Annotated in this window: 20 protein-coding genes; 11 read left to right on the top strand and 9 right to left on the bottom strand. The window is 66.2% G+C overall.

The window, feature by feature from the left end; all coding sequences use genetic code 11:
• Together fabZ and rpmE are read left to right on the top strand one after the other, a co-directional pair.
• Entirely contained in the window at positions 1–477 is a 477-nt protein-coding gene (gene fabZ / locus ACVENA_RS04365) for a 3-hydroxyacyl-ACP dehydratase FabZ (protein WP_257548456.1), read from the top strand.
• A 164-nt stretch (positions 478–641) separates the two neighbouring features.
• Entirely contained in the window at positions 642–869 is a 228-nt protein-coding gene (rpmE, locus tag ACVENA_RS04370; RefSeq protein WP_257548458.1) for a 50S ribosomal protein L31, read from the top strand.
• A gap of 33 nt (positions 870–902) precedes the next feature.
• On the opposite strand, the gene ACVENA_RS04375 is transcribed toward rpmE, so the two are convergent.
• Entirely contained in the window at positions 903–2,375 is a 1,473-nt protein-coding gene (locus ACVENA_RS04375) for a glycerol kinase (protein ID WP_449327807.1), read from the bottom strand.
• Between the two features lie 367 nt (positions 2,376–2,742).
• Here ACVENA_RS04375 and ACVENA_RS04380 point away from each other — a divergent pair, with 367 nt between their 5' ends.
• The 3 genes from ACVENA_RS04380 to ACVENA_RS04390 all read left to right on the top strand — a co-directional run bounded on the left by ACVENA_RS04380 (position 2,743) and on the right by ACVENA_RS04390 (position 7,080).
• A complete protein-coding gene (locus ACVENA_RS04380) occupies positions 2,743–4,113 on the top strand; it encodes a DEAD/DEAH box helicase (protein WP_449327808.1) in 1,371 nt (456 codons plus the stop codon).
• Between the two features lie 191 nt (positions 4,114–4,304).
• Entirely contained in the window at positions 4,305–5,978 is a 1,674-nt protein-coding gene (locus tag ACVENA_RS04385) for an MFS transporter (RefSeq protein ID WP_449327809.1), read from the top strand.
• 55 nt (positions 5,979–6,033) lie between these two features.
• Positions 6,034–7,080 (top strand): alpha/beta fold hydrolase, encoded by a 1,047-nt coding sequence (locus tag ACVENA_RS04390; RefSeq protein ID WP_449327810.1) that lies wholly within the window; start codon positions 6,034–6,036, stop codon positions 7,078–7,080.
• Here ACVENA_RS04390 and ACVENA_RS04395 read toward each other — a convergent pair.
• The 7 genes from ACVENA_RS04395 to ACVENA_RS04425 form a co-directional block, all read right to left on the bottom strand.
• On the bottom strand, positions 7,031–7,786 hold the full coding sequence (locus ACVENA_RS04395; protein WP_257548470.1) for an alpha/beta fold hydrolase: 756 nt from the start codon (positions 7,784–7,786) through the stop codon (positions 7,031–7,033). The two genes, ACVENA_RS04390 and ACVENA_RS04395, sit on opposite strands and share 50 nt — an antisense overlap.
• 48 nt (positions 7,787–7,834) lie before the next feature.
• Positions 7,835–8,077: a hypothetical protein gene (locus ACVENA_RS04400; protein WP_257548472.1), complete on the bottom strand. Its 243-nt coding sequence runs from the start codon at positions 8,075–8,077 to the stop codon at positions 7,835–7,837.
• A 259-nt stretch (positions 8,078–8,336) separates the two neighbouring features.
• The gene (locus ACVENA_RS04405) at positions 8,337–9,989 is read right to left on the bottom strand and encodes a carboxylesterase/lipase family protein (RefSeq protein ID WP_449327811.1); all 1,653 of its coding nucleotides are present in this window, start codon (positions 9,987–9,989) and stop codon (positions 8,337–8,339) included.
• Positions 9,990–10,007: 18 nt separating this feature from the next.
• A complete protein-coding gene (locus tag ACVENA_RS04410) occupies positions 10,008–11,561 on the bottom strand; it encodes a carboxylesterase/lipase family protein (RefSeq protein ID WP_449327812.1) in 1,554 nt (517 codons plus the stop codon).
• A 34-nt stretch (positions 11,562–11,595) separates the two neighbouring features.
• Complete coding sequence (locus ACVENA_RS04415) at positions 11,596–13,305, bottom strand: alkaline phosphatase family protein (RefSeq protein WP_449327813.1); 1,710 nt, start codon at positions 13,303–13,305, stop codon at positions 11,596–11,598.
• A 59-nt stretch (positions 13,306–13,364) separates the two neighbouring features.
• Positions 13,365–15,626, bottom strand: a complete 2,262-nt coding sequence (locus tag ACVENA_RS04420; protein WP_449327814.1) for a TonB-dependent receptor — start codon at positions 15,624–15,626, stop codon at positions 13,365–13,367.
• 22 nt (positions 15,627–15,648) lie between these two features.
• Positions 15,649–17,859, bottom strand: a complete 2,211-nt coding sequence (locus ACVENA_RS04425) for a beta-glucosidase (RefSeq protein WP_449327815.1) — start codon at positions 17,857–17,859, stop codon at positions 15,649–15,651.
• A 149-nt stretch (positions 17,860–18,008) separates the two neighbouring features.
• On the opposite strand from ACVENA_RS04425, the gene ACVENA_RS04430 reads away from it, so the two are divergent.
• Positions 18,009–19,019: a LacI family DNA-binding transcriptional regulator gene (locus ACVENA_RS04430; RefSeq protein ID WP_257548500.1), complete on the top strand. Its 1,011-nt coding sequence runs from the start codon at positions 18,009–18,011 to the stop codon at positions 19,017–19,019.
• Positions 19,020–19,070: 51 nt separating this feature from the next.
• On the opposite strand, the gene ACVENA_RS04435 is transcribed toward ACVENA_RS04430, so the two are convergent.
• Positions 19,071–19,748, bottom strand: a complete 678-nt coding sequence (locus tag ACVENA_RS04435; RefSeq protein ID WP_257548502.1) for a hypothetical protein — start codon at positions 19,746–19,748, stop codon at positions 19,071–19,073.
• A 424-nt stretch (positions 19,749–20,172) separates the two neighbouring features.
• Here ACVENA_RS04435 and ACVENA_RS04440 point away from each other — a divergent pair, with 424 nt between their 5' ends.
• Genes ACVENA_RS04440 through kdpB form a run of 5 tightly spaced genes read left to right on the top strand, consistent with a single transcriptional unit; the run spans position 20,173 to position 26,048 of the window.
• Positions 20,173–21,915 (top strand): class I adenylate-forming enzyme family protein, encoded by a 1,743-nt coding sequence (locus tag ACVENA_RS04440; protein WP_449327816.1) that lies wholly within the window; start codon positions 20,173–20,175, stop codon positions 21,913–21,915.
• 42 nt (positions 21,916–21,957) lie between these two features.
• Positions 21,958–22,185, top strand: coding sequence for a hypothetical protein (locus tag ACVENA_RS04445; RefSeq protein ID WP_257548507.1), 228 nt, complete (start codon positions 21,958–21,960; stop codon positions 22,183–22,185).
• Positions 22,186–22,197: 12 nt separating this feature from the next.
• A complete protein-coding gene (locus ACVENA_RS04450) occupies positions 22,198–22,287 on the top strand; it encodes a potassium-transporting ATPase subunit F (protein WP_329629123.1) in 90 nt (29 codons plus the stop codon).
• 12 nt (positions 22,288–22,299) lie between these two features.
• Positions 22,300–24,003 (top strand): potassium-transporting ATPase subunit KdpA, encoded by a 1,704-nt coding sequence (gene kdpA / locus ACVENA_RS04455; protein WP_257548511.1) that lies wholly within the window; start codon positions 22,300–22,302, stop codon positions 24,001–24,003.
• An 11-nt stretch (positions 24,004–24,014) separates the two neighbouring features.
• Positions 24,015–26,048 carry a potassium-transporting ATPase subunit KdpB gene (gene kdpB / locus ACVENA_RS04460; protein WP_449327817.1) on the top strand — a complete coding sequence of 678 codons (2,034 nt, stop codon included), beginning with the start codon at positions 24,015–24,017 and terminating at the stop codon, positions 26,046–26,048.
• The last annotated feature ends 1 nt before the right edge of the window (position 26,049 follow it).

The raw sequence follows: 26,049 nt of genomic DNA on the forward strand, positions 1-26,049 counted from the left end.
ATGGCGGACGGGGAAAAGGGTGAAGCCATGGGTCCGGCGGACATCCGCCGGATTCTCGGCCTCTTGCCGCATCGCTATCCGATGCTGCTCGTCGACCGGGTGGAATCGATGGTCAGGGACCAGTCGATCCACGCGGTCAAGGCGGTCACCATGAACGAGCCTTTCTTTCAGGGCCATTTCCCCGGCCGGCCGATCATGCCCGGCGTCCTCATCGTCGAGGCGCTGGCGCAGGCGGGCGGCGTGCTCGCGATCGAATCGCTCGGCCTCGCGGGATCGGGCAAGCTCGTCTATTTCATGGGCATCGACGGGGTGAAGTTCCGCAAGCCCGTGGAACCGGGCCATCTGCTCGACCTTCACGTCTCCATCCTGCAGGCGAAGCGGAACATCTGCAAGTTCGAGGGACGGGCGATGCTGGGCGATCAACTGGCGACCGAATGCCAGTTCACCGCGATGATCGCCGATCCGCCGAGCGACTGAACCGATCCATTTCGTTCTCGCCGTCATTGCGAGGAGCGCAGCGAAGCAATGACGAGGATGCGGGTGTTGCTTTTCCCGCGATTGCCCGGTAAGGGCGCGCCTTCGCGTCTTCGGGCGCACAGACTCAGCTGCCGGTCGGTAACCGGCGGCACAGGAGCCAAGAGATGAAAAAAGACATTCACCCCGATTATCACATGATCACGGTCAAGATGACCGATGGCACCGAATATCAGACGCGCTCGACCTGGGGCAAAGAGGGCGACGTGATGACCCTCGAAATCGACCCGACCGCGCACCCGGCCTGGACCGGTGGCCAGGGCCGCATGCTCGATGCGGGCGGCCAGGTTGCCAAGTTCAACAAGCGTTTCGGTGGGCTGACGCTCAAGCGTTAAGATACGTCGCCCCCGTGAAGGCGGGGGTCACGGTTACGCCAAAACCTTTGCAAGCGCGCTTTGCCACCCGGCAAGGCGCGTTTTGCGTTTGTCGGCGTCCAGCGCGGGCGTGAAGCGCGTCGCGGTGCCGCGCATCGCGGCGGCGGCGCTCGCAAGATCGGGATAGAGGCCCGCGCCGGTCGCAGCGAGCATCGCGGCGCCGAGCGCTGTGCTTTCGACGAAGTCGGGGCGCTCGACGACGATGTCCAGCATGTCGGCAAGGTCCTGCGCCATCCAGTCGTTCGCGGCCATGCCGCCATCGATGCGGACCTCGGCCCAATCGACGCCGTCGGCGGCGAACGCCGATTTGAGGTCGTGCGCCTGATAGGCCTGCGCTTCGAGCGCCGCGCGTGCGACATGCGCCTTGGTGCTCGCGAAGCTCAGCCCCGACAGCGCGGCGAGAGCATCGGGCCGCCAGTGCGGCGCGCCGAGGCCGGCGAGGGCGGGGACCAGATAGACGCCGCCAGTATCGGCGACCGAACGCGCGAGTCCCTCGCTCTCGCCCGCGCTCGCGAGCAGGCCGAGCCCGTCGCGCAGCCATTTGATCAGGCTGCCCGCGACAAACACCGATCCTTCGAGCGCATAAGAGCGGACGTCGCCTTCCTGCACGAGGATCGTCGCGAGGAGGCGGTTGTTCGATACGGGCCGCGCGGTGCCGCTGGCCGACAGGATGAAGGCGCCGGTGCCGAAGGTCGCCTTGGTCTGTCCCGGCGACAGGCACGCCTGGCCGATCGTCGCCGCCTGCTGGTCGCCCGCCATGCCCGATATCGGGATCGCGCCGCCGAACAGTTCGGGATCGGTCGTCCCGACGGCGGCGGTGCAGCCGGTGATTTCGGGAAGAAGCGCCATCGGCACGCCGAGCAGATCGCACAATTCTTCGTCCCAGCCGCCCGCGCCGTTGATGTCCATCAGCAGCGTGCGCGAGGCGTTGCTGGCATCGGTGACATGCGCCCCGCCGGTCAGGCGATAAACGAGATAGGATTCGATCGTGCCGACCGCGAGCCGGTCGCCCGCTTCCTTGAGCTGCGGCCAATGGCGGAGCGCCCAGCCGATCTTGGTGCCGGAGAAATAGGGATCGAGCAGCAGGCCGGTCTTTGCCTGCGCCTGCGGTTCGTACCCCGCTTCCTTCAGCGCGGCGCAGTCGGCGGCCGAGCGCCGGTCCTGCCAGACGATCGCGGGGGCGAGTGGTTCGCCGGTCGCGCGATCCCAGAAGACGACGGTCTCGCGCTGGTTGGTGATGCCGATCGCCGCAACCGCGCCGGTGCCGCCCGCCTGCTCGATCATCTCGCGCGTGCAGGCGAGGGTGGCCTCCCAGATCTCGGCGGCGTCATGCTCGACGAGGCCGGGGCCAGGGTAATGCTGCCGAAACTCGCGCTGTGCACTGCCAAGCGGCGTGCCGTCGGCGCTGAAAAGCATCGTGCGGGTCGAGGTCGTCCCCTCGTCGATGACGATGATCTTTTCGGCCAAAGCACTACCCCTCATCCGTTCGTCCCCGGACTTGATCCGGGGTTGTCGAAGCACAGGTCTTCCCTTCCCATTTCATGAAGAAAGAACGGCTATTCGACAAGCTCAGGGCGAACGGGAATAGGTAGGCAAGCAATAATCTTGCAATTTCGCGCAACCCATGCCATATGTTGTGCAGCGCAGCATGGCGGACCCATCCGCCGTAACCACCGGCAGCGTGATTTTCCCGCCCATTTCAGGCGCGGGCGAGCCGGACCGGCGCTTTGTCCCCAGAGGCACCCTTTCACGCGGGTCGTTTCGAACCCGCGGCCGTGCGCCGTCCGTTCGATGCGAGCGGATGCGCCTGCGCGTCGCCCATAGTGAGTATTTTATGACGAGTTTCAATGACTTTGGCCTGCACGCCGACATCAATCGCGCGCTTGCCGCCAAGGATTACACCACGCCGACCCCGATCCAGGTGCAGGCGATCCCGCCGCTGATGAAGGGCCGCGACCTGTGTGGCATCGCGCAGACCGGCACCGGCAAGACCGCAGGCTTTTCGCTGCCTTCGATCCATCACCTCCTGACCTATCCCCATCGCGCTAACCCGCGCGGCTGCCGGATGCTCGTGCTCGCGCCGACCCGCGAGCTTGCCGCGCAGATCGCGCAAAGCTGCCGCGACTATGGCCGCTTCACCAAGCTCAGCGTCTCGACCGTTTTCGGTGGCGTGCCGATCAACAAGCAGATTCGCGATCTGGCGAAGGGCGTCGACATTCTCGTTGCGACACCGGGCCGTCTGCTCGACCTGATCGATCAGCGCGCGCTACGCCTCGACGATGTCGAGATATTCGTTCTCGACGAAGCCGACCAGATGATGGACATGGGCTTCATCCACTCGCTGCGCCGCATCGCGAAGCTGCTGCCGTCGCGCCGCCAGAATCTCTTCTTCTCGGCGACGATGCCGAAGGAGATCGCGGGCCTCGCCGACCAGTTCCTCAACGATCCGGTCACTGTGTCGGTCGCGCCGCAGGCGACGACCGCCGAAAAGGTCCGCCAGCAGATCACCTTCGTCGAGCAGAAGGAGAAGCAGGCGCTGCTCCACCATGTGCTCAAGACCGAGGAGATCGACCGCGCGCTGATCTTCACGCGCACCAAGCATGGCGCCGACCGTGTCGTCCGCCACCTCGCGGGCGCGGGCATCCAGGCCTATGCGATCCACGGCAACAAGAGCCAGGCGCAGCGCACGACGGCGCTCCAGGCCTTTCGCTCGGGGCAGGTGCGCCTGCTCGTCGCGACCGACATTGCGGCGCGCGGTATCGACGTCAGCGGCGTCAGCCATGTGATCAACTTCGAGATTCCGAACGTTCCCGAACAATATGTCCACCGCATCGGCCGCACCGCGCGCGCGGGGGCGGAGGGCATTGCGATCAGCTTTGTTGCGCCGGACGAAAAGGCTTACCTCCGCGATATCGAGCGCGTGACGCGCACCCGTGCCGAGCCGGTGAAGCTGCCCGACGGCTTCAACGAAATGGTGCGCAACCTGCCCAAGCCGGTGCAGGCGCCGCGCAACACCGGCGGCAAGGGCCGCGATCCGCAGCGCCAGCGCGAGGATGCATTGCGCCGTAACGGCGAGAAGTCGAACCGCGGCCCGCGCCGTGAAGCGGCGACGGGTGAGGGCGCGCAGCCGCAGCGCAAGCGCCGCTTTCGTCCGCGCCGCGGCGGCGTCGGCGCGCACAAGGGCGCGGTGACGCGCGTCGGTTGACACCTCCAATCTCGTCATTGCGAGGAGCGTAGCGACGAAGCAATCCAGGGCGCGACAAGCCGCTCTGGATTGCTTCGCTCTGCTCGCAATGACGACCTTTTCGGTTCGGGTGTCGGCGAACGATGTCTGCGTCATTGACGCTACGCGGTGACCGACTACCGTCCACTCCCATAAGGGTGAAGGGGTAGCGGATGACCGACGGCGCAGGCGCAGCAGCACTTCCAGCCGAAACCCGGCAGAGCGAGCGCAAGGTGATCCTCGCCTCCTCGCTCGGCACCGTGTTCGAATGGTATGATTTCTACCTCTACGGTCTGCTCGCGGGCGTAATCTCGGCGCAGTTCTTTTCGGGCGTCAACGAGACCACGGGCTTCATCTTCGCGCTCGCGGCCTTCGCCGCGGGCTTTGCGGTGCGCCCTTTCGGTGCGCTCGTCTTCGGACGGATCGGCGATCTCGTCGGGCGCAAGAATACGTTCCTCGTCACCATGGGATTGATGGGCGCGTCGACATTCCTCGTCGGCGTGCTGCCGAGTTATGCGGCGGCCGGCGTCGCGGCGCCGATCCTCCTCGTTCTGCTCCGCCTCGTCCAAGGGCTCGCGCTTGGCGGCGAATATGGCGGCGCTGCCACGTATGTCGCTGAACATGCGCCTGAAGGAAAGCGCGGCCTTTTCACCAGTTTCATCCAGACCACCGCGACGCTCGGTTTGTTCGCGGCCTTGCTCGTCGTCATCACGACTCGTTCGCTCGTCGGCGAAGCCGCCTTCGCGGACTGGGGCTGGCGCATCCCTTTCCTGATCTCGGCCATTCTTCTCGGCGTGTCGCTGTGGATTCGACTGCAGCTTGAGGAAAGTCCGGTCTTCCGGCAGATGAAGGAAGAGGGCACGACCTCTAAGGCGCCGCTGACCGAGGCCTTCGGGCGCTGGGCGAACCTCAAATGGGTGCTCGTCGCGCTGTTCGGCGCGGTCGCGGGGCAGGCGGTGGTCTGGTACACCGGGCAATTCTACGCGCTCTTCTTCCTCGAAAAGACGCTGAAGGTCGACGGCGCGACCGCGAACATATTGATCGCCATCGCGCTGGCGCTCGGCACGCCCTTCTTCATCCTCTTCGGCTGGCTCAGCGACCGGATCGGACGCAAGCCGATCATCCTCGCGGGCTGCGCGCTCGCGGCACTGACCTATTTCCCGTCGTTCCAGATGCTGACTGAGGCCGCCAATCCCGCGATGGCCAAGGCGCAGCAGCAGGCCGCGGTGATCATGGCGGCGGACCCCGGCGCCTGTTCCTTCCAGTTCGACCCGATCGGGCGCAACAGGTTCGAGGATAGGGGCTGCGACATCATCAAGTCGGCGCTGGCGAAGGCTGGCGTCAGCTACACCGCTTTCACCCGCGAACGGATGACGGGCGATCCGGCGCGGGTTCGCATCGGGTCGCATGTCCTCGCCGCACCCGATCCGTGGCGCATCGCCGAGGAGGATCGAGCGGGGGCGGTCGCCTCTTTCCGCACCGACCTCGAACGCGCGCTCGCGGACGCGGGCTATCCGGCGAAGGCCGACCCGCAGGCCATCGACAAGCCGCTCGTCGTCGCGATCCTCTTCTACCTCGTGCTGCTGGTGACGATGGTCTATGGCCCGATCGCCGCGCTGCTCGTCGAGCTCTTCCCCAGCCGCATCCGCTACACCGCCATGTCGCTGCCCTATCATATCGGCAACGGCTGGTTCGGCGGTTTCCTGCCGACAACGGCCTTCGCGATGGTCGCGGCAACCGGCAACATCTATTACGGCCTCTGGTATCCGGTCGCGATCGCGGCGGTCGGCGTGGTTGTCGGGTTGCTGTTCCTGCCCGAAACCTTTCGTCGCCCCATATATGAATAGCGTGGATTGACGCCACGGGCCTGCCCGCTAGGGTCGCGCTTGCTCTGAGGGGGGCATGATGCCGACGATCGACGAAGATGATTTCGAACCGCTGCCGCCGCGGCGGCCGCTCTTCCGGCGCAAGCGGGTGCTCGTGCCGCTCGCGCTGCTGCTCGCGATCGTCGCGCTCTTCTTTGCGCTTCGGACGCCCGATACCGACCGCGACGCGATGATCGCCAAATATGGCGGCCCGAACGCCGCCTTCGCGGCCGGGCCGGCGGGGCAGCATATCCATTACCGTGACCAGGGGCGCCGCGACGGTCCCGTCATCGTGTTGCTCCACGGCGCCAATTCGAGCCTCCAGACGTGGGAGCCGCTGGTGAAGCGGCTCGGCGCGACCTATCGCATCGTCACGCTCGACCTGCCCGGACACGGGCTGACCGGCGGCACGCCCGACAAGGATTACAGCGCCGACGGGATGATCGCGGCGGTCGATGTCGTCGCGGCAAAGCTGGGCCTCGACCATTTCATCCTCGGCGGCAATTCGATGGGCGGCTGGGTCGCGTGGCGCTACGCGCTCGACCGGCCCGACCGGGTCGACGCACTGCTGCTGCTCGACGCGGCCGGGATGCCGCTGCGCAAGGGCGAGAAAGCGCCCGAATCGAACATCGGCTTTCGCATCCTGCAATACCCGTTCGGGCGCTGGCTGGCGACGCAGATCACCCCGCGCTCGCTGGTCGAGGAATCGCTGCGCGGTTCGGTCGCGCGGCAGGACATCGTCGATGATGCGATGATCGACCGCTATTGGGAGTTGCTGCGCTTTCCGGGCAATCGCGAGGCGACGGCGCTGCGCGCGCGGATCGACCGCGAGCCCGCGATGGCGGATCGGATCGGCGAGATCAGGGCGCCGACGCTGATCCTGTTCGGCAAGGAGGATCGGCTGATCAATCCGACCGCCGCCCAGACCTTCCACGAGCGGATCGCGGGGTCGGAGGTCGTGCTGCTGGACGGCATCGGTCATCTGCCGATGGAGGAAGCGCCCGATGCGACCGCGAAGGCGATCGCGGACTTCCTTACGCGGCGGCTCGCGCCGCAGGCGGCGCCTGCTCCAGAAAGTCGTTGATCCGCGCGGCGATCGCCGCGGCGTGGGTGAAGGGGAAGAGGTGCGATCCCGGCACCACCTCCAGCACCGCGCCGTCGATCAGCTCGGCGATCGTCTGTCCGTGGCACGCGGGCACGACGCCGTCGCGCTCGCCCATCAGGATCAGCGTCGGGATATTGCGAAGGTGCGGCAGCATCGCCGCGCTCGTCCAGCCCGCCATCGCCATCGTCTGCCAGGTCAGGCCGAGCGGAGTCGCGGTCGGCAGCTTGAGACCGCTGGCGAGCATGTCGTCGTCGAGCAGCGCCGCCCAGCCGATGCCGGGCGCGCCGACCGTCGGGGTCGTCGCCATCAGCACCAGGCGGTGCACGCGCTCCGGAAACTGCACCGCGATCTGCTGCGCCAGTGCGCCGCCCCAGCTGAACCCCGTGACGTCGAGCAAGTCGTGGCCGAAGCGACCCGCGATCTCCATCACCGTCGCCGCCATCGTCGGCGCGCTATAGGGGAGCAGCGCGTCGGGCGAGCCGCCGACGCCGGGCATGTCGAGCGTCCACACCTCGCGGCCCTGGATTTGCGCGAGCAGCGGCGCCGCGGCGGCGATGTCGGCTCCGATGCCGTTGAGGAAGAGCAGCGGCGTGCCGGGCGCACCCTCATGCCAGCGCGCGACGCGCAGGCTGAGGCCATAGACATGTTCGGTGCTGATCGAGGGGCGGCCGCTGATCCTGCTCATGGCATCGGCCTTGGCACAGCTTGATGACGGGTGAAAGGTCGCGCGTCGCTATGCCTGCGGTTCGGCCGCGGTTTTGGCAGCCTGTTCATAGTGCAGGCAGTCGAAAATCTTCGCGCCGGCGAGGAAAACCGAACCGCTGCACGCCGCCATCAGCAGATAGCCGCCGAAACCGGGAAATTGATGCAGATAGGCCGTGCCGCGCGCCATCGCCCCCATCGCGAGCGCATAGACGATCAGACACGCCTCGAAGCGGGTCTTGATGACGAACAGGCGTCCGATCTTTTTCAGCATCATTCCCATCCAAGCAAGCGCCGTGCCAGTGGCGCAAATCGGGGATTCGACGCGACTGGCTGATGGTAAACTGTAAATTAACCCGACAGCGGAGGGAAGGGCGGGTTCGTATCGGGGTGGCAATTTCGGATGGCGGGTCGGCACAAGGCGAGTGAGGCGGGCGTCGCGGGATGCCGGGGAGCAGTGCGAAACGGCGCGATGGCATAGCCGGTGGCCGGCGCTTTATGGCATCTGCATCGGCGGCATGTGCCCCCAAACTCTATTCGGCGCGACGGTCGGAATCTCCGGGCCATGCGTCGGTCATCGGATGCTCGGCCCGTCGCGCAAAACTGTCGATGCCGAAGACCGAACGTCCCGGACCCTTCGGCAGTCGATCGAGCACGAGCGCCAGCCCGGCCCGGTCGTCCTGATAGGGCGCGAAATGCGTGCCCAATTCCATCACGTCGGCCGACCCCTTGGCGAAAAGGGGCCAATGCGGCAGGTCCGCACCATTGGGGTCGCCGCTTTTAACGAAATTGGCCCACAGGCGCGACATTCTGGCGGCGATCAGATGGTCCCGATCATCGAAGGGTCGGTCTGGAGATGCTTTCAATGAATTGAAAACATAGGGGATTTCGGCCGAATGGAAGGCGCCGAACATGTCTTTGCCCGGCCCGGGCTCGGGGTGGGTGTAATAATAAGTGAAAATCGGTCCGCGATGCGCCCGCGCCCAGTCGATGAGCGATGCGAGACCATAGAGGCGCGTCAGCCGCTGGCCGGCGGCACGCGCCGCCGCTTCGCTGTCGAGCGGGGTGCCCGCCAGCAGGATATCGGCGTCGGCCTCTCCGACCATATGGGACGCGCGGGCGCGCACTTCGGCGGGTGTAGTGTGGAAATAGGCGGGATTCAGCACGCCTTCGTCGGCGTTCAGCCCGGCCATCACCGGAATCGCCTGCCGCCCGCCTGCCGCTTCGAGCGCCTCGATCTGGTCGGGCAGGATCGACCCATCGACGACCGGACCGAGCAGCGGCAGGCCGCCGACGTCGCCCGCTCCGGCGAGCGGGCCGGCATCGAGCAGCGCCATCACCCGGTCGGCGGGCAGCCGACGCAGCGCGGCGGTGTCGGGCAACCCGGCGCGCGCCAGCAGATCGGCGCCGCGGCGGTCGGCTTCGGCGCGGTCGGGCAGCGGGGTCTCGACGATGCCGCTTTGCACGATCGCGCGAGCGAACAGGCCTTCGGCTTGCGGGGAGAGGAGCAGCATTTGCACCGCCATGCCCCCCGCCGACTGGCCGGCGATCGTCACCCGTTCGGGGTCGCCTCCGAAGGCCGCGATATTGCGTTGCGTCCAGCCGAGCGCCGCGATCATGTCCTGCAAGCCGAAATTGGCGCCGCCGCCCGGCTCGCCCGCCAGATCGCGAAAGGCCGAAAAACCGAAAACTCCCAGGCGATAATTGATCGATACGACCATGATGCCCTGCCGCGCCAATTCGGTGCCGTCATAGATCGGCACCGCGTTCGACCCCGACATGAAGGCGCCGCCATGGATCCACAACATCACCGGCAGCGGCCCCCCGTCGTGGTGCGCCGGCGCCCATATGTCGAGCGTGAGGCAGTCTTCCGAGACCGGCGGCGGGGCGACATATTCCCGGGTCCAGGGACCGAAGCCGTCGGGCGTGATCGCCTGCATGCAACCGGGCCCCTGGGTTTTCGCCGCCCGCCGCCCGGACCACGGCAATGCCGCCTGGGGCGCCGCCCAGCGCCGTTCGCCGACCGGCGGAGCGGCATAGGGTACGCCCAGAAAACGGATCACGTCATGATCGACCGTGCCGGCCAGCTCGCCGCTCTCGATCTTGACCACCGCCTCTTCCGCGGTCGCCGGCTGCGCAAGTGGGAGCGTGCCGAACAGAAGGGCGAGAGAAAGGAAAAGGCGCATCGCCATCGCTCCTGCCCTTCAGGGCGTCTTAGCGGTTATGGTCCGTTCGACGAAGTCGAGCCGCGCGCGGATCGGATCGGGCTCCTGATGGGCGCCCGTCGCGTCGAAAATCATCACGGCGTCGCTTGCCGCCGCATAGGGCAACCAGCGTCCGCCACCGATGGCCGAGGGCGTGCCGGTCTTTGCGAAATTGACCCAATAATCATGCACCAGCCGCGCCGCCGTGCGATCGTCGGGCGTCGTCGCCGCGCCGTGGCGGACGTCGACGGTGTCGAAGAAGAAGGGCAGTTCGCTGGCATGGAAGGCGCCGGGCAGCTTCGCACGCAAATATTCGGGCACATAGCCGAAGCGATAGGCGAAAACGGGTTGCCCGCGTCCGGCAATGATCCGCGCGACGTGCCGTGCGGGTTCGAGGAACATCGTATCGGCGGAGACCGCGACCCCAATGCGCATCGCATCCTTGCGTCCTTCGGGGTCGTAAACCGGTTCGGCCCCGGCCCGCACGGCGGCCAGCGGTGCATAGGCCTGCTCGATCCCGCCGCCGAAGAAAAAGCCGTCGGCGTCGTTGGCGCCGATCACCATCGGGATCGGCGCGCCTTCGCCTGCGGCATAGGCGGCGTCGACCGACCGGCGCACGATCCGTCCGTCGGCATAGAGCGGCGTGAAATCCTTGGCGTCGAACAGGGTCATCAGGTTGAGGCCGCTCATCACGCTGTCGGCGGGCAGCGCGCGAAGCGCGGCGAGCGCATCGGCCCCGTCGCCCTCGACTCCCTTGGCCCGCGCGAAGCCGGCGCCGATCGTTTCGGCCTCGGCCGCGGTGCGCAGTGGACCCATCAGGTCGCGCCCACCGCCCGACATGACGATCGCCTTGTGGAACAGTCCCTTCGCGAGCGGGGTTGTCGCCAGCGCATGTACGGACATGCCGCCCGCCGATTCGCCGAAGATGGTGACGTTGCCGGGGTCGCCGCCGAACGCCGCGATATTGTCGCGCACCCATTGCAGCGCGGCGATCTGGTCGAGAATCGCATAATTGCCGTGCGGTGCCCCCGCGGCTTCCTGGGTGAGTGCGGGATGGGCGAAGAAGCCGAAGCGGCCGAGACGATAGTTGAAGCTGACGAATATCACGCCCGATTCGGCGAAGGACCGGCCCGAATAGACGGGCGGGGAGCTGCCGCCGTTGACGAAGCCGCCGCCGTAGATCCAGACCATCACCGGACGCTTTTCGCGCGAGGGCGCGGGCGGCGTCCAGACGTTGAGATACAGGCAATCTTCCGACGGCTTGACTCCCAACGGCGCGGCGTCGGCCTTGTAGGGGATCTGCATGCAGTCGGGGCCGAATTGGTCGGCGATGCGGACATTCGGCCAGCGGTCGGCGGGTCGCGGCGCGCGCCAGCGCAGGGTGCCCACCGGCGGCAGGGCATAGGGCATGCCGCGATAGGCGATGCTCTGCCCCTCCGCCACACCCTGCACGGCGCCGCTGTGGGTTTCGACGACGGGTTGCGCCGCGGTCTCCGCGGCCGCGGCCGGCGATGAGAGCGCGAGGGCGAGTGCGATGGCAGGAAATATCCGCATATTCTGTCCTTTCAGACTCGGGTCCGCACGAATCCTAGCGCGACGGCGCAGGCGGCGTGAGACAGGTCGTCCCGGTATCGCCGAGTTCGAGGCATTCTCCATCGACCGGATCGCTCGGCGCGATCCGCATGTCGGCGGCGAGGGTCGGCGCGAGATCGACCACCCGCACCGGCAAGGCACGCTCCTGATGGACCACGCCGGGCCACCAGAATAGGATGGGGACGCGCCGGTTGAAATCGCTCGGTCCCGAATGCCCCATCATGAACAGGCCGGGGAGCGGCGGCGCGGCGATCTTGAGCGGATCGGTCGCGAGCAGGACGTCGCCGCTGCGCTCGGGATAGAAGGACAGCGCCATGCGATCGGCAACCGGCAATAGATCGGGCGAAAGGCGCGGATTGGGGCGACGCGCGCGCAGCTGCGCGGCGGTCCACGCGCCCGCGATGCCGGGCAGAGCGAGGGCCCGCGTCGCGGCGGCTTCGGCGATGCGCGCCTTGAGAGCGGCGTCGGCAAGCGAGCGTCCTTCGGCATCGACGACGACGAGCTGGGTCGGATCGAAATAGGCTGGACGCAGCGGATCCCAGCCGATGCCGGCCGCGGTGCGCGCCGCGGCGTTCAGATCGGTCAGCAAGGCCTTGGCATCGATGCGGCCGGCATCGCGATAGCCGCGCATCGTCAGCCGTTCGGGGATGTCGCCGCCGCCATGATCGGCGGTCAGCGCGACGAGCACGGGAATATGCAGGTCCTCGACGCGCTTCAGGAGGCGCCCGACTTCTTCGTCGACGCGCGCCATCTGGTCGCACATCTCGGGTCCCTGCGTGCCATAGGCATGGCCGACCATGTCGGTCGCGGAAAGGCCGACCGCCAGCAGATCGGTTCCCGCCGCGCGGCCGAGCGCTTCGCTGTCGATCAGGCTGAGCGCAGCGTCAATCGTGGCGCTGTCATAGAACCAGGGCGGCAGCGACGGGCCGTTTGCGGCCGGTTGTCCCGGGATCGCCGCCGCCGGATCGGGCGGCAGGTGGGCGTGGAAATTTCCGCCGCCGGGCAGGGGGATATAAGCCTCACGCTGACGGCAGGCCTCGCGCCGATAGGTCCAGGGGGGCGGTGCCGCGAGGCGCTTCGCGAGCTCCGCGTTGAGGCGGTCGAGCGGCGCGAGGCGTCGCTGTGCCTGCTGCGGATCATCGCCCCAGCTGTCGAAGCCCTGCTTGCCGTCGAACCAGAAGGCGCCGTCGGGATGATGACCGCCCATCATGATCGCCGAGCGGTCCTTGCCCGCGACCGAAAAGACGCGGTTGGCGGGCGAAGCGGCCTTCAGCCAGTCGCCGAGCGTGGACACCTCCAGCATCCCCGGCCCGACGCCGAGCTTGCGGCTGGCGCGCGCCGCGACGTGGACGCCGTCGTCGGTGCAATAGCGATCGATCGCGCCGCGCTGGTCATACCATTGGTTCGCGATGATCCCTGTCGCATTGGGGTGCCGGCCGCTGGCGATCACGGCATGGCCGGCGCAGGTCTCGGTCACACCGTGGGCGTGGAAGGCATTGGAATAAACAATCCCCCCCGCCAGCGTCGCGAGCCCGCCATGAAAATCGCTGCGGCTGGCGTTGAACAGATCGGCCGAAAACTGGTCGATCGAAATCAGGATGACCAGCTTCGGCGCACCGGGCTTTTCCTCGGCGGCCGCGGGCGATGTTGCGGCTGCCGCGATAGCCAGGGTGCCGGCCGCGGCCGCGATCCATTTTCTCATCATAGTCAACCTTCCGGTTGCGCCGGGTCGCCGCGACCGGCGGCCCGGCGCCTTCCACTTTTTCAGAAACGCCCTTCGAGCGACACACCGAGCGTGCGGAACGAGTTGAGGCCGAACATGTGGTAATAATCGCCGCGCGACTGCGAGTTGGAATTGATGAAGGTCGGCTGGCGCTTGTCGAAACAATTGCGGCAGAAGAGCGTCAATTTATATTTGTCGTCGATCTCCTTGAGCCCGATGCTCGCGTCGAACAGCGTATAGCCCGGCAATTCGGTGCTCGGATCCGCCGTCGAGCTGAAGTTCGACTTGGTGCGGCTGTAGAGCGCACCTTGCAGGAATACCGCCATATGTTCGCTGACCGGTGTTTCATAGCGGCCCGTCAGGCTGACCGTCCATTTGGGCACGTTCGGCAGGCGGTTGCCCGACGAGTCGATCGTGCCGTTGGCGCGGCAGTCGGGTTGGAAAGGATAGCATTTGTCGGCCTGGAAGTCCGAGAAGAAGGCATCGACGTAGCTCACCCCCAGATTGAACACGAGCCCCTGCGCCGGCAGAGCCGATGCCTCGATCTCGAACCCGCGCGATTTGAGCGCGCCCGCGTTGAGCAGCACGTAGCCGTTGCTCGCCGTATCGAAGGCCTGCGCCTGGAAATTCTTGAAGGTCGAGGTGTAGCCCGAAATGTTGAAGATCAGGTGGCGGTCAAGCAGCGTCGACTTGATTCCCGCTTCGTAGGACGTCGGGATTTCGGGCATGATGAGCGGCGCGTTCGGATCGATCGTCAGATTGAAACCCGGCCCCTTGTACCCGCGCGCCACCGATGCATAAGCCATGACATCGTCGGTGAGGTCATATTGCGCGCCGACGCGCCACGAGAAATTCTCCTCGCTGATGCGCTGATCGCGCGACCCTGTCGCGCCGAGCGGCACGACGAACCCCGTGTCGTCGCTGATCGATCGCAGCTTGAGCTTGTCGTAGGTGTAGCGGCCGCCGAAGGTGAAGCGGAACCGGTCGCTGAGATTCAGCGTGCCCTGCCCGAAGGCGGCATAGCTTTTCGATGTCATCGAACCGGTCGAGCGAATGCCCAGCCAGGCATCGAAGCCCGCGGGCGGCGGCGCCGTCTCGCCATAGGCGCCGCTGGCCGTGATGTCCGAATCGCTTTTGGAATCGAAATAATAAAGCCCGAGCTGATATTCGAAAAATTGGCCCGTCGGCGATGCCAGCCGCAATTCCTCGGTGAACTGGCTTATCGTCGAGAGTTGGTGGTTGGTGTCGAGAATATCGATGCGGTGCTTGTCCGAATCGAACAGATTGTCGGCGTCGAACTTGCGCCACGCGGTGATGCTGGTCAGCGTGTGGCCGCCGGAGAATTCATAGTCGATATTGGCCTGCACCCCGCCGACGTCGAAGGTCGCCCTGGTCGGCGCGCCATAGCTCGAATAGAAATTGTCGGGACTGGCGACGATGCCGAGATCGGCATTTTCGGCGGCGAACAGGCTGGTCGTCCGTACGATGCGGTCGGCGCTGCCGCCCGAGCCGACGCCCGAGGAATGGGCATAATCGCCGGCGATGTAGATGCTGAGTTCCGGCGTCGGCTCCCAGAGCAGCTTGGCACGCAGGCTGGTCTGGTCCTGGCCATATTGGCTGCCAGGCACGGTCACCAGATTCTTGATGACGGGATCGGTATGCGTCTGCGAGGCGCTGACGCGCAGCGCGGCGGTGTCGCCCAGCGGCACGTTGACGATGCCCTGAAGGCGATAGAGCAGGCCGTCGCCCGGCACCTTCATCTGCGCAATCTCGCCCGAGAGCTGTCCGTCGAAACGGCCGATCTCCGGCCGCCGCGTCGTGATGTTGACGAGGCCCGCCGATGCATTTTTCCCGAACAACATGCCTTGCGGCCCGTTGAGCACTTCGATTTGCGCGAGGTCGAGATAGTTCATGAAGCCGAGCGACGGATTGCCCATCACCACGCCGTCGATCACCGAGGTCACGCTCGATTCGATCGTGTTCGAAAAGCTGAGCGTGCCGACCCCGCGAACCGAGAAGTTGGACGCGCCGAGCGCGGCGTTGAAGCTTTTGACCTGGAGGCTTGGCGCGACGAGCTGAAGCTGAGACGGATCGAATATCTGGCGCGATGCGAGTTGGTCGCCACTGACGACAGTCGCCGAGATCGGCACATCCTGCAGATTTTCGGCGCGCTTCTGTGCGGTGACGATGATGTCGCCGAAGCCGCCGCTTTGCCCGTCGGTCGCCACTTCCTGCGCCAGTGCCGGCGTCGCGGCGGCGAGGGCCGCGGTGAGTGCTATGGCGGAAGTCCAAATCCTCTTCATGTCGATCCCCTGTCCTGATTATCTATTGGCGGTAGTTCCAAGTCCTTTCAGCGAGCGTGACGCTCGTTTCCTCGATCAAATCTTCGGCCGACGCGCCGAGCGCGAAACGGTAGGTGCCGGGCGCGATAGTCCAACCCTTTGCGGTCCAGTCGGCGAGCAGTCGCGGGTCGATCGGCACCTCGACCGTGCGGGCTTCGCCGGGCTTCAGGTCGACGCGTGCGAAAGCGACGAGTCGGCGCGTCTTGCCGCGCGGCGTTTCGACCAGATAGACTTGCCCGACATCAGCGCCGTCGCGCCCACCACTGTTCCGCAGCGTGAAGGACGCGCTGGGGTTGGCGCCCCCCGATACGGCAAGGCCCGAGCGTTCGAAGCTGGTGTAGCTGAGCCCGTAACCAAAGGGGTAAAGCGGCTTTTCCTGTTTGCGCGCGAACCAGCGATAGCCGACGTCCGCCCCTTCGACATTATAATCAATGTCGAGCGTCTGGCCGGGTTTGCCGTGCCCGCCGAAGCTGGGCGCGACCGTTTCGGCACCGGGCAGGGCGGGGCGCGGAAGCTGCGCGACGGAGGCCGGGAAGGTCACCGGCAGGCGCCCCGACGGATTGACGTCGCCGAACAATATCGCGGCGATCGCTTCGCCGCCGCGCGCACCGGGATACCAGGCCTCGACGATCGCGCCGACATCATCCTTCCACGGCATGGCGATTGGGCCGCCGGTTTCGAGGACGACGATATTGTTCGGATTGGCCTTCGCCACCGCCGAGATCACCGCATCCTGCCCTTGCGGCAGTGACAAGTCGGCGACATCGAGTCCTTCGGTCATCCACTGGGTGCCGAAGACGATGACGAGATCGGCGTTCTTCGCCGCCAGCGCCGCTTCGGCGGGATAGCGGCCGTCGCGGAAGACGACCTCGGCCTGCGGGGCCCGGGCGCGAATGGCGGCAAGCGGCGAGGAGCGATGGAAATTCTGCGCCATCATCGCGGTGAACGGCCCGTCTTCGATGGTGGGCAGCGAGACGGCCGGGCCGCCCTGACCTTGCACCTGTGACGACCCGCCGCCCGAGAGCACGCCCGCGTCGGCATAGCCGCCGACGACGAGAATGCGCTTGGCGGAAGCGGCCAGCGGCAGGATCCCGCCGCGGTTCTGGAGCAGGACGATGCCCTTTTCGGCAATTTCCTGCGCGACCGCGGCGCCGGCGGCGCCATCGACCGGCGCCTTGCGAGGCGGGTTGCTGTCGACGCCGACGGCGTAAATGGAGCGCAGCACGCGCCGGCTCATATCGGCAATGCGGTCGCGGTATCGCTTGTCGCGCTTCGCGGCGTCTAGCAAGGGCTGGCCAAAGAAAACCGAGGCATCGAGCTGCGCACCCGATTGCTGGTCGAGCCCCTCGATCGCGAAATCGGTCGCCCGCACCGCGCCCCAATCGGACATCACCCAGCCCTTGTAGCCCCAGTCGCGTTTGAGGATGCCGTTGAGCATCCGGTCGTTGCCGCACGCCTGCGCGCCATTGACCTTGTTATAGGCGCACATAACCGACCCGGGTTGGCCCTTTTCGATCGCGATCTCGAAGGCGAGCAGATCGCTCATGCGGAGGGCGCCCTCGTCGATGATGCCGTTGTGGAACTGGCGCCCGGTTTCGGTCGGGTTGAGCACGAAATGCTTGACCGTCGAAATCACGTGGCGGGACTGGATGCCCGCGACCGCCGCACCGCCGAGCAGCCCCGAATGAAGCGGATCCTCGCCCAGATATTCGAAGGCGCGGCCGCCGCGCGGATCGCGGACGAGGTTGATGCCCCCCGCGAGGAGGACGTTGAAGCCCTTGGCATGCGCTTCGTCGGCGATCCGGGCGCCGCCCTTGTGCATCAGTTCCGGGCTCCACGTCGACCCCATCGCCATCCCGGAAGGCAGCGCGGTCGCGCCGTCGCCACGCAATCCGCCGACATAGGAAACGCCGAGGCTGGCGTCGGTTTCGGTAAGAGGAGGAACGGCGAGGCGTTCGATGCCGGGAATATAACCCGCGCCGAAAGGGACGCCTTCGGGTATCTTCACGTCGCCATAGGGCATGGCCATGACACCGTGGAGCAGCGAGACCCGTTCGGCGTCGGTCATCGCCGCTTCGGTCGCGGCGGCGCGGCTGTCGGCGTTGTTCGTCGTATCCTGCGCCTCTGCCCGCTGGGCGATGGCGAAGGTCGAGCAGGCGGCAAGCAGCCCCGCGCAGCAAAGCCACGATTTCATGAAACTCTCCCCGATTTCTTTTGTCTTGAATCGATAGCTAACTAATAATGTCAGCGCTGACAATGCAAAAATGTCAGCGCTGACATTGATGCTGGACTGGATACGTATTCCGTGTCTAACAAGGCGCGATGAATCCTATCGGTCCTCGCGTGAAAAAGCCTGCAACCCTGGACGATGTGGCGGCGATCGCCGGCGTGTCGGCGAAGACGGTGTCGCGGGTCGTCAACCGCAATGCGAATGTGAGCGCGGCGACGCGCGAGCGCATCGAGGCGGCGATCCGCGAAACCGGTTATCGTGTGAACCAGGCCGCGCGATCGCTGGCGGCGTCGCGTTCCTTTCTGATCGGCGCTTTCATGCCGCATCTTTCCTCTTTCTATTTCGCGGAGATTTTCCGGGGTGCGGCAAAGGCCTGCCGTCAATATGGCTATCATCTCGTCCTCGAGGAATTCGACCATGGTTCCGACAGCGTCGTCGACCGGTATGAACAGGGCTTGCGCGGCGCCCGTTGCGATGCGCTGATCCTGACGCCGCCCGTCTGTGACGATGAGAGGTTGCTTGATGCTCTTGACCGCGACGGTGTGCCCTATGTGCGCATCACTCCCGGCACGCGGATTGACCGGTCGATCGCGGTAAGCGCCGACGACCGCCACGGCGTGCGGCAACTTGCAAGGCATCTCTGGGACAGCGGGCGTCGCCGCTTCGCCTTCATCGCGGGGCCCGCCGACCACGCCGCCGCGTCGATCCGCGAACGGGCTTTCGGCGAGGCGTTGGCCGAATTGGGAGGCGACCCGGCGCGCATCGCGCTTTCCCGCATCGAAGTCCACGAATCGATTTCGGAAAGCGGGCGGCTTGCGACGGTCGATCTTCTGAAGGCCGCGGGGCCGTGGCCCGACGCGATTTTCGCGTTCAACGACGAAGTTGCCATCGGCGCGATGATGGCGATCCGCGATCGGGGCCTGTCGATTCCGGACCAGGTCGCGATTGCAGGGTTCGACGACAGCTATATCGCGCAGCTCGCATGGCCGCCCCTGACCACGGTCCACCAACCCATTGCCGATCTTGCATTCCGGGCGGTGAGCATCGTGGCAGATGCGGCAGATCCCGGGGGGAAACGCGACATCGTGCTGCCCACGCGCCTTATCGTTCGAGGTACGACCTAGCGGTTGGGTTCCTCGACGCAATCGGAGAGGCCGGGGGCAACACGGCGGCGGTCAGCGCCGCCGGACGTCGTAGTCGATTCTGATCCTGACCCAACTGCCCACCAAAGTCCGTCCGCCGAGCCGCGGAGGTCGCACCTTGAACTGCCACGCCGCGGCGAGCACTGCGCGATTGATCTGCGACCCATAGGGATATTCGTCGAGCCCGACGCAGTCCTCGACGCGATAATCCGGCGCCGTGCGGCAGGCGATCAGACCCCAACCGGGCCCGCTGGCGGTGGACAGATAGCCGCGCAGTTCGTCATCGCTCGGCTCGCGATACCAGGTCGCGGCATAGAGCGGCTCGCCATTGGGCGCCGTTCCCACGCGCTCGGAGTCGCGGGAGGCGGGGGAGCCGCCGGTGTCGGGCGGCCCATAAACCCGCCCGTTTGACGGGCGAAGGACGTTCGGGGGGCTGGGCGGCGATGGCGGCACTGCCAGCGGCGGCGCGGCTGGCGGCGTAATGGGTGGCGGGGGCAGCGGTTCGGGTGGTTGCGGCGACTGCGGTTTTTCGGGGGGTGGCTGCGACTGCTCCCTGGTCCGCTCGGGCTTCGATTTGCTCGGTTCGGGCGACTCTTTCCCAGCCTCGGAGACGCTCAGGCTCACCACGCTGACGCGCTCCTGCCTGGTGCCCGGCGGCTTTCCCGGACCAAAGGAAAACAGCATGAACAGCAGCAGCGCCGTGATCAGCACGGCCAGGCTTATGGCAAGCGTGCGGCGCCCAGGCCCGATGCTGAGCTGTTCGACGTAGGGAATGGCTGGAACAGGGTTCAGCTGAAGCAATCTTTGGTTGCGGCGTCCGCTGGTTGATATGCCCCCGGGGTTCGTGACGCGACGGATAGTCGGGCGCCGGACCTTTGACAAGGGAGCATACCAACTGTCGCCGCGGATACAGGACAAAGCCTCGCGGTTCGTCGTGCGCGCAGGTGCGACCCTGCTTTGGCGGCTCGCGCCGCGAGCGAAGCGGCATCCCCAGCCGGATGGTCGACATCCTTGCGGCCTCATTGTTTGCATTTTTGCGCACCCGCGGTTGACGTGAACGTCAACTGCGGCCTACCGAAGCGGTAAGCCGAGGCTGGCCCTCGGCACGAGGAGAGAGATTATGGAAGCTTTGCCGATGGCTGAAGATCCGACCAGCGAACGTATCGTTCCGCTCGATCCCGCCTGGCCCAGCATGTCCATCGCCGAGGCGAATGCCCTGCTTACGGCGCCAGGTGCCAAGTTCGAAATGGACCATGCCCTTGTCGGTGGCATTCCGACGCGAATTTGGAAGAATGCGCCACACGATCTGGGCGAGCTCCTCGACCTCTCGCGCACCCACGGCGAACGGCTGTTCACGATCCTCGACGACGAGCGAGTCAGCTATGAGGCGAATTGGCGCGCGACCGCCACCCTCGCGCGCGCGTTCCGGTCGATGGGTGTAGGCAAGGGGGATCGAGTCGCCTTCGCGATGCGCAACCTGCCCGAATGGCCGATGATCTTTTTTGCGATCGTGACGATCGGCGCGATCGCGGTGCCGCTCAATGCCTGGTGGACGGGCGCCGAGCTTGCCTATGGCATCCGCGATTCGGGTGCGAAGCTGCTCCTAGTCGACGCCGAGCGCCACGCGCGTATCCGCGACCATCTGGAAGAGATGCCCGCGGTCGAACATCTGATCGTGGCGCGGGCGGATGCGCCCGTCGCAGGGGCGACCGCGCTCGAAGATATCGTCGGCGCGCCGCATGGCTGGAGCGGCCTGCCCGATGAGGAGCGGCCGCAGGTCGCGATCGAGAGCGACGACGAAGCGACGATCTTCTATACCAGCGGCACGACCGGCAATCCCAAGGGCGCCCTCGGCACGCACCGCAATCTCGTCACCAATATCCTGTCGGGCGGCTTTTCGGCGGCGCGCAGCTTTCTGCGCCGCGGCGAGCCGATTCCCGATCCGATGCCGCGCACGCTGCTGACCGTCATCCCCATGTTCCACGTCACCGCCTGTTCGGCGATGTTGATGGGAGCGATGGCGGCGGGCCACACCACCATCTTCATGCGCAAATGGGACGCGGCGCGCGCGATGGAGATCATCGAGCGCGAGAAGGTCAATGTGACCGGCGGCGTTCCGACAATCGCGTGGCAGTTGATCGAGCACCCCGACCGCGCGCGATACGACCTTTCCTCGCTGGAGGCGATTTCATACGGCGGAGCGCCGTCGGCGCCCGAACTGGTGAAGCGCATCTATGAGGAATTCGGCGCGCTGCCGGGTAACGGCTGGGGCATGACCGAAACGACGGCGACGGTCACCTCGCACGGGGCGGAGGATTATCTCGCTCGCCCGACCAGCGCCGGGCCGCCGGTCGCGGTCGCCGACCTTGAAATCCGCGCCGACGATGGCGTTACCCTGTTGCCCGTGGGGACGGTCGGCGAACTGTGGGCGCGGGGCCCGATGATCGTGAAGGGCTATTGGAACAAACCCGAGGCGACAGCGGAAACCTTCGTCGACGGTTGGGTGCGCACCGGCGATCTTGCGCGGCTCGACGACGAAGGTTTTCTCTATGTCGTCGACCGCGCGAAGGACATGGTGCTGCGCGGCGGCGAGAATATCTATTCGTCCGAAGTCGAGAACATACTCTACGAGCATCCGGCCGTGACCGACGCCGCGGTCATCGGCATCCCGCACCGGACACTGGGAGAGGAACCGGTCGCGGTCGTCCACCTGGCGCCGGGCATGTCCGCGACCGAGGCCGAGCTGCAGGGCTGGGTCCGGGCGCGCCTTGCCGCCTTCAAGGTTCCGGTCGCGATCCGGTTCGCGCCGGACATGCTGCCGCGCAATGCGAACGGCAAAATCCTGAAGAAGGATTTGAAGGCCTTGTTCGAGGTGTAGCGGGGAAAAGCCCCGGAAGTTCATCTTCGCCCCAGAGGCGAGATGATCGACGGTCCGAAAAATCATACGCAAACACTATGCGGCCCGAGATTTCGCGCTCTCGAATTCAAACGCGGCTTTCTCCTATTTGAGCCTCCTGCAGACGACTCGCCCATTCCGTGGCCCGCGTCTTGCCGGAGCAACATCATGCAGGATCTGATCTGGATCGGCATCATCCTCGCTCTCCTCGCCGCGAGCCTTGGCTATGCGCGGCTGTGCGACGACGCATAGGGATTGGTGCCCATGTCTCTCGACCTCTGGCTCGCGGGCCTCACCGCGCTCGGTCTTCTTTTCTACCTCGTCGCGGTGCTCGCGCGGCCCGAACGCTTTTAGGGGAGGCGCGCCATGACCTTTCAGGGATGGCTGCTGATCGCCGTTTTCACCGGCCTGCTGCTCCTGCTCGCAAAGCCGATGGGCCTGTGGCTTTTCGCGCTCTACGAAGGGCGGCGCACGCCGCTCCACCGCTTGCTCGGCCCGGTCGAGGCGGGCTTTTACCGCCTGTCGGGGATCGACCCGAACGAGGAACAGGGCTGGCGCCGCTATGCGGTCCATATGCTGATCTTCAATGCCGCGCTGCTGCTCTTCACCTATGCGGTGCTGCGTTTGCAGGGCGTGCTGCCGCTCAATCCGCTCGGTCGTGACGGGACGAGCGCGGACCTGGCTTTCAACACGGCGATCAGCTTCACCGCCAATACCAACTGGCAAAGCTATGGCGGCGAATCGACGATGTCGAACCTCAGCCAGATGCTGGGGCTGACCATTCACAATTTCCTGTCGGCGGCGACCGGCATCGCGCTCGCCTTCGCGCTGTTCCGCGGTTTCGCGCGGCGCGAAACGAAGACGATCGGCAATTTCTGGGCCGATATGACGCGCGTGACGCTCTATCTGCTGCTGCCGGTCTGCGTCGTCCTGGCCCTCTTCTATATCGCGAGCGGAGTGCCGCAGACGCTTGCCGGCTCGGTCGACGTGACGACGCTCGAGGGCGCCCGGCAAACGCTCGCGCTCGGTCCCGTCGCGTCGCAGGAAGCGATCAAGCTGCTCGGCACCAACGGCGGCGGCTTCTTCAACGCCAATAGCGCGCATCCGTTCGAAAATCCGACCGCGCTGACCAATTTCGTCCAGATGCTGTCGATCTTCGCGATCGGCGTCGGGCTGACCTGGACCTTCGGCAAGGCGGTGGGCAATCCGCGCCAGGGCTGGGCGATCCTCGCCGCGATGATGGCGTTCTTTCTCGCGGGCGCCGCGATCACCTATTGGCAGGAAGCCGCCGGCAACCCGATCCTGCACCAGCTTGGCGCCGCGGGCGGCAATATGGAAGGCAAGGAGGTGCGCTTCGGCATCGCGCAGTCGGCGCTGTTCGCGGTGGTCACGACGGCGGCCTCGTGCGGCGCGGTCAATGCGATGCACGACAGCTTCACTGCATTGGGCGGGATGATCCCGCTGTTCAACATGCAACTTGGCGAAGTCGTGGTCGGTGGCGTCGGCGCGGGCATCTATGGTTTCCTGCTCTTCGCGATCCTTGCGATTTTCGTGGCCGGGCTGATGGTCGGACGCACTCCCGAATATGTCGGCAAGAAGATCGAGGCGCGCGAGGTCAAGCTCGCGGTGCTCGCGATCGCGGTGCTGCCGCTCGTCATCCTCGGCTTCACTGCCATCGCATCGGTGACCGGGGCGGGGCTGGCGGGGCCGCTCAACAAGGGGCCGCACGGCTTTTCGGAGATCCTCTACGCCTTCACCAGCGCGGTCGCGAACAACGGGTCGGCCTTTGCGGGGCTCAACGCCAACACGCCCTTCTATAACGGCCTGCTCGGCGTCGCGATGTGGATCGGCCGGTTCTTCATCATCGTGCCGATGCTGGCGATCGCGGGCGGCCTGGCGGCGAAAAAATATACGCCGGCGACCACGGGCAGCTTCCCGACCACCGGGCCGCTGTGGACGGGCCTGCTGATCGGCATCGTGGCCGTCGTCGGCGGCCTGACCTTCCTGCCCAGCCTCGCGCTCGGCCCCGTCGCCGACCATCTTGCGATGGTGGGCGGCCAGCTTTTCTGAGGATCATTTCCATGGCTCGGTCCGAAACCAGGTCTGTATTCACCGCCGATCTTGTCGTCCCGGCGATCGGCGGGGCCTTCCGCAAGCTTCATCCGCGCGACCTGATCCGCAATCCGGTGATGTTCACCACGGCGGTCGTCGCGTCGCTGCTGACCATGCTGCTCGTTATCGGGCAGGATGGTCTCGCGACCGGCTTCAAGCTGCAACTCGTCCTCTGGCTCTGGCTCACCGTCCTCTTCGGCACCTTCGCCGAAGCGCTCGCCGAAGGGCGCGGCAAGGCGCAGGCGGCCTCGCTGCGCGCCGCCAAGGCCGAACTGACGGCGAAAAGGTTGCAGGGTGGCGGTCCGGCGTGGGACGATATCCCCGCCAGCGCGCTCAAGGTCGGGGATGTGGTGCTTGTCGAGACCGGCGACCTCATCCCGTCGGACGGCGAAGTCGTCGCGGGCGCCGCGTCGGTCAACGAGGCCGCGATTACCGGCGAAAGCGCGCCGGTGATCCGCGAGGCCGGGGGGGACCGCAGCGCGGTGACCGCGGGTACGCGCGTCATCTCCGACGCGATCCGTGTCCGCGTGACCGCGGGGCCGGGCCAGGGCTTTCTCGACCGGATGATCGCGCTGGTCGAAGGCGCCGACCGGCAGAAGACCCCGAACGAGATCGCGCTGACGCTGCTGCTGGTCGGTCTGACGATCATCTTTTTGATCGCCGTCGGCACCATCCCCGCCTTTGCGTCCTATGCCGGCGGCGCGATCCCCGTCGCGATTCTGGCCGCGCTGCTGATCACGCTGATCCCGACGACGATCGCGGCGCTGCTTTCGGCGATCGGCATCGCGGGCATGGACCGGCTCGTGCGCTTCAACGTGCTTGCCAAGTCGGGCCGCGCGGTCGAGGCGGCGGGCGATGTCGATGTGCTGCTGCTCGACAAGACCGGCACGATCACCGTGGGAGACCGGCAGGCCACCGAATTTCGTGCCGTGGGCGGTCATTCGGCAGCGCAGCTTGCGGAGGCGGCGCTGCTCGCGAGTCTTGCCGATGAAACGCCCGAAGGCCGCTCGATCGTGGTGCTGGCGCGGGAGAATTTCGGCCAGGCGGCGGATTTGCCCGCCGGTGCCGAGCCCATCGCCTTTACCGCGCAGACGCGGATTTCGGGCATCCGGATCGGCGAGAGCGTGATTCAGAAAGGCGCGGTGGACTCGATTCTGCGCGCCAATCCCGGTGCGGATGCGAGCGCTGCCGCAACCGAATTGCGCCGCATCACCGACGAGATCGCGCGCGCGGGCGGGACGCCGCTGGCGGTCGCGATGGACGGCAGGCTGCTCGGCGCGATCTTTCTGAAGGACATCGTCAAGGCGGGCATCCGCGACCGTTTCGGCGAGCTTCGCGCAATGGGTATTCGAACGGTGATGATTACCGGCGACAATCCGCTCACCGCCGCGGCGATCGCTGCCGAGGCCGGGGTCGACGATTTCCTCGCGCAGGCGACCCCCGAGGACAAGCTGGCCTTGATCCGCAAGGAACAGGCGGGTGGACGGCTCGTCGCGATGTGCGGTGACGGCACCAACGACGCGCCGGCGCTGGCGCAGGCCGATGTCGGCGTCGCGATGAACACGGGCACGCAGGCGGCGCGCGAGGCGGGCAATATGGTCGACCTCGACAGCGACCCGACCAAGCTGATCGAAGTCGTCGGATTGGGCAAACAATTGCTCATGACGCGCGGCGCGCTCACCACCTTTTCGGTCGCCAACGACGTCGCCAAATATTTCGCGATCATTCCCGCGATGTTCGTCGCGCTCTATCCGGGGCTCGGCGTGCTCAACGTCATGGGGCTGACCACCCCCGAAAGCGCGATCCTGTCGGCGATCATCTTCAACGCGCTGATCATTCCGCTGCTCGTGCCGCTTGCGCTCAAGGGCGTGTCTTATCGCCCGATGGGAGCGGGACCGCTGCTCGCGCGCAACCTCGCCGTCTATGGCCTCGGCGGCCTCGTCGCGCCCTTCATCGGCATCAAGCTCATCGACCTGGCCGTCGGCGGCCTCGGTCTCGCCTGAG

The sequence above is a fragment of the Sphingopyxis sp. 550A genome, from assembly GCF_053569535.1.